Origin of the sequence: Streptomyces sp. ST2-7A (assembly GCF_021390475.1) — a bacterium.
GTDB lineage: Bacteria > Actinomycetota > Actinomycetes > Streptomycetales > Streptomycetaceae > Streptomyces.
Map to the genome: position 1 here is coordinate 1 of NZ_JAJUWS010000081.1, position 4682 is coordinate 4682.

4 protein-coding genes are annotated in these 4682 nt (G+C 72.5%); 1 reads left to right on the plus strand and 3 read right to left on the minus strand.

The annotated features are described in order from the left end of the window. The first annotated feature begins 513 nt into the window (after window positions 1–513). Window positions 514–1671 (plus strand): DUF5667 domain-containing protein, encoded by a 1158-nt coding sequence (locus LZF96_RS26240; protein ID WP_374203340.1) that lies wholly within the window; start codon window positions 514–516, stop codon window positions 1669–1671. 207 nt (window positions 1672–1878) lie between these two features. On the opposite strand, the gene LZF96_RS26245 is transcribed toward LZF96_RS26240, so the two are convergent. From LZF96_RS26245 to LZF96_RS26255, 3 genes are all read right to left on the minus strand, one after another. Further along, the gene (locus LZF96_RS26245) at window positions 1879–1977 is read right to left on the minus strand and encodes a 30S ribosomal protein bS22 (protein WP_003948845.1); all 99 of its coding nucleotides are present in this window, start codon (window positions 1975–1977) and stop codon (window positions 1879–1881) included. A 440-nt stretch (window positions 1978–2417) separates the two neighbouring features. Beyond that, a complete protein-coding gene (locus tag LZF96_RS26250) occupies window positions 2418–2627 on the minus strand; it encodes a helix-turn-helix domain-containing protein (RefSeq protein ID WP_143623409.1) in 210 nt (69 codons plus the stop codon). A gap of 640 nt (window positions 2628–3267) precedes the next feature. Beyond that, window positions 3268–4437, minus strand: coding sequence for an acetoin utilization protein AcuC (locus tag LZF96_RS26255; RefSeq protein WP_233877364.1), 1170 nt, complete (start codon window positions 4435–4437; stop codon window positions 3268–3270). Between the last annotated feature and the right edge of the window lie 245 nt (window positions 4438–4682).

A 4682-nucleotide genomic window follows, 5' to 3' on the forward strand; every position in this document is an offset into this window, starting at 1 on the left:
CCCCCGTTCGCCCGTCCCGGGACGGGGGTTTCGCCATGTCACGCCGTCCACCCCGGTCCGCACCGTTTCGCGCCCCCGACCACCGACGCGCCCACCGGTACCACCCGGCCGCGCCCCGACACGCTCCACCGCTCCCCCGGCGCACGCCTCCGCGCACTCCGCCGAACGCGGAAGTGATCCGATCATCATCAAGCCGTAACCCCACTGCGCCGAGCTCGTTGGGGAACTTGCAGGCTCTCTGTGATCCGTCCCCGGAGGCCCGTTTCCCCCTTCGGGTGAGGCGGTCAACGGGACGACACCCGGTCCGTGGCAGGGAGCCGACCGTGCACACGAGAGGAGGTGACGCCCGTGATCGGATCCGTGTCGACCCACCGGCGGGCCAGTGCCTTCGCCGCGGCCGTGGCGGCGTCGGAGGGCGCTCCCGCGAGCGGGACGGCTCCCGCACCACCGGCGTCCGGCGTGCCCCCGCGACCGACCCCGGAGACATCGGAAACCACCCCGGGAACGGCACCGGTGACGCCGTCCCCGGAAGAGTTCGCACCCCTGCTGCGGGTGGTCGAGGGGATGCGCGCGCTGCCGCCGCCGCGCCTGGACGACGGAACCAAAGCGGTGCAGCGCGCCCGGCTCGTCGCCGCTCTGGAGGCGGCGTTCGCCGAAGGCGGCGCGACGGCCCTCGGCGCCCCACCCACCCGGCCCGACCGCCCGCGCGGCGCCCACCGCGCGGGGCCCGCCCGCGGCTTCGGGGTACTGCGGCCCGGGTCCCGTCTCACCAAGGGCCTGGCAGCCGGCGGACTGACCGTCGGCGTGGCCGCCGGCGCCTTCGGCGGCGCCGCCGCCGCGAGCACCAACGCCCTGCCCGGCGACACCCTCTACGGCCTCAAACGCGGCATGGAGGATCTGCGCCTGGACCTGGCGGGCGGCCAATACGACCGCGGGAGCATCCACCTCGACCACGCCTCCACCCGGCTCAACGAGGCCCGTCGTCTCATGGAGCGCGGCCGTTCCGGCCCGCTGGAGCCGGAGCAAGTGGCCGAGGTCCGCGCCGCCCTCACCGCGATGGCCACCAACACCGCCGAGGGCCACCGACTGCTGGTCGAGGCGCACGAGGGGGACGGCTCCGTGGCCCCTCTGCGCACCCTCGCCGACTTCTCCGAGCGCCACCGGGAGACCTGGGTCGATCTGCGCCCGCAACTCCCCCCGGCGCTGCACGACGTCGGAGCCGAGGTCACCGAGGTCCTCGACGCCCTGCGGGAGGAGGTGGCCGGCGTCCGGCTCCTGCTGATCGAGGACGAGGAGGCGGGGGTCGCCAAGCCCTCGCCGGAGCCCACCCCCTCCGCCGACGGATCGACGGACACCGTTCCCCTCGATCCGTCCGCCGAGCCCTCCGGGGCGGATCCGCGCGGCGGGTCCGCCGAGGAGAGCGGTACCGGCTCGGTCGACGCGGAACGGCCGGAATCGGCGGAACCGTCCCCGCCGGGGGAGGAGCAGCGGCGTCCCCCGGCGGAGAACGGCACCGGGACACCGGGCCACGAGGGCGAGGACGGGACGACGGTCCCCGACCCCACCGAGCCCGCGCCGACCGAGCCCGCGCCGGAGATCACCCTTCCCCCGCTCATCGACGGGCTGCTGCCCGGCCTGGGCATCGACATACGGTCCACCGGCCGCCCCTGAAGCCCCGCCGCTCCCCCGGGACCGGGAGAGCGGCGGGGAACCGCGGAAGCGCACGCGGAAACGGCCCCCGGGACGAGTGGCGACTCGTCCCGGGGGCCGTTTCCGCGTACCGCGCGCGAAGAACCCCCGTACCCCTCCCGGGAGCACGACTCGGCCCTCCCACCCGAACGCACGGGAAGGGAGGGCCGGGCTCTCAGCGGCGTCCGCTCACTTCTTGTTGCGGCGCTGCACGCGCGTGCGCTTGAGCAGCTTGCGGTGCTTCTTCTTCGCCATACGCTTGCGCCGCTTCTTGATAACAGAGCCCACGACTACCCTCGCTCACTTCGATTACTCGGTGCGGGGCGTCCGAGCCCACACGACCTACATCGGGCCAGCCTACCGTTTACGGGGCCCGGTGGGTTAATCGAGGTACCGAGGGGGGTCGGGAAAACCCCGACGACACCGCGGCCGGAACCCCTTCCACCCCTCCCCACCGGCCCGAACACCCCCCGGCCCGGGGGCTGTACAGGAATGCGGGCAGGAGCCCGGGGCCCTCGTGGAACCGCCTCCCGACGGTGTTCCGGGAAGCCTTCCCGGGGAGCGTTCCCGGATCGCCTTCCCGGAGCGGGGCCGGACCGCACCGGAAGCCGTGACCGGGAGCGCGCCGGAGCCCTCCGGACACGACGACGCCGGCCCGTCCCCGGAGGGACGGACCGGCGGATCGGTGATCATCCGGCGACCCCGACGAAAAGGGGCCGCGGAGAGCGTCAGGCGCTCTCCACCCCCACGTAGGAGCCCTGGAGGTACTCGTGAACAGCCTGCTCGGGGACCCGGAAGGACCTTCCCACCCGGATCGCGGTCAGATGACCGGCGTGCACCAAGCGGTACACGGTCATCTTGGACACTCGCATCACCGCGGCGACCTCCGCCACGGTCAGGAACTTGGCTCCGTTGAGGAGCCCTTCACCAGCAGCCATGCCACACCTGACCTTCCGCACATGTCGGACACCGGCTTCCCCTCCGGCGCCTCCCTCTCGCATGTGCGCTCATCCCCAGATTAGGGGCGCGTGATGCGAGGGGGGAAGAGAAGGGGAACGAGTCTTTTACCGTGACAGAGAAGACCTGTTGAGCACACAGGGGAAGGCGCGACGGATGGGGACACGGTTTCCCCCCGGCGGCGTTCCGGAGTGGACGCACCCCCCTCTCCCGGCCTTCTGCGACCTTCCCCGACCCGGCCGGGACCCCCGGCGCCGCTCCGGAACGACCGGGCCGTTCTCTTCGATACCCGCTTGACCTGCGTCGCAAAGCCCACGACTCTCCCCGGCACGACACCGGCCCGATTGGTGCTCTTTGCACCCATCAGCCCCGAACAGCCGGCCGCTCACTCCCCCGACACGGCCCGGCACCGGCCATGACGGGCTGTCATCGCCCGTTCGCCGGCGGCCCGGAGAGCCTCCGGAAAGGGCGTGGGTGAAGCCGGGAACGGGAGAGGGCGTAGCCAAAAACCGATCGCTTTGTCGACACGTGGCTCCCTCATCGGTACCGGTCGACCCGCGCATCACCGCCACCCCGTCGGTCACTCCGCCGTAGGCCGCGTCCCCCGGGAGCGACAAGTCCTCAGACCAGCAGCCCGTGCGCGGGGTAGATCGCCCGTCGGGTGGCCATCACCGCCCGATCCACCGGGTCCGCCGGATCGTAGCCCTCCTCCCAGGGCCGCCAGGACGGGGTCCCGCCGTCCGTCATCCGGTAGGGACCGTCGCCCATCGTCCGCGCGTACACCAGGCTCCGCCAAGCCTCCGGAACGGCGGTGGTGGGCTCGATGGGCGCGTGCCCGGCGATCGCCGTCAGATGCGTCCAACTGCGCGGCACGACGTCGACGACGGCGTAGCCACCGCCGCCCAGCGCCAGCCAGCGGCCGTCGGCGTGCTCGTGGGCCCACGCGTGGCAGGACTCCATCGCGGAACGCTGCGCGTCCAGGGTGAGCGCCAGATGGGCCAGCGGGTCCTCGATGTGGGTGTCCGCGCCGTGCTGGGTCACCAGCACCTCGGGACGGAAGGCCTCCAACAGCTCCGGCACCACCCCGTGCAGGGCGCGCAGCCAGTCGTGGTCGGTGATGCCGGGTGGCAGCGCGAGGTTGACGGCCGTACCGGTTGCGTTGCCCTCTCCGCATTCCTCGGGCCGGCCGGTGCCGGGGAAGAGGGACCGGGGGTCCTGGTGCAGGGAGATGGTCAGTACCCGGGGGTCCTCCCAGAAGGCCGCCTGGACACCGTCGCCGTGGTGCACGTCGAGGTCGAGGTAGACCACCCGCTCGGCCCCGCGCTCCAGGAGACGGGCGATGGCGAGCGCCGCGTCGTTGTAGACGCAGAAGCCCGCGGCGGCGGCGGGCATGGCGTGGTGCAGGCCGCCGGAGAAGTTGACGGCGTGGGCGTCCGGCCGGGACCACACCCGGTCGGCGGCGGCCACGGAGAGCCCGGCGATCAGGGAGGAAGCCTCGTGCATCCCGAGGAAGGCCGGGGTGTCCTCGGTGCCCAGGCCGTACCCGGGATCCGCCTTGGCCGGGTCCTCGGAGGCCGCCCGCACGGCCGCGACATAGTCGGGGCGGTGGACGAGCCGGAGGGTCGAATCACCCGCCGCGGGCGCGCTCTCGACGGTGAGCCGGCGGTCGAGGCCGAATTCCTCGACCATGCGCATGGTCAGCTCCAGACGAATCGGAGCCATCGGATGGCCGGGACCGAAGTCGTACCGGGTGACGCCCTCGTCCCACATCAGCCATGCTTCACCACTCATGCGGGCCACCGTACCCAAGGGTCGGGAGGAAGCGGGCACTCGGTGCCCCGACACCATGGGTGAGTCCCCTCACCCGCCGAACCACTCGCCCCGGCCCCTCCTCCGGTTCGGTTCCGCACGGGAACACCCCGGGAACACAAAAAAGAAGAGGGCTTCTTCCCCCGGCTGATACCGGGAAAAGAAACCCTCTTCCTTCAATGATTGTTCGGCGGCGACCTACTCTCCCACACGGTCCCCCATGCAGT

Coding starts and splice junctions, on each gene's coding strand:
- LZF96_RS26255 (WP_233877364.1), bottom strand. CDS start 4,437: ATGAGTGGTGAAGCATGGCTGATGTGGGACGAGGGCGTCACCCGGTAC.
- LZF96_RS26250 (WP_143623409.1), bottom strand. CDS start 2,627: ATGGCTGCTGGTGAAGGGCTCCTCAACGGAGCCAAGTTCCTGACCGTG.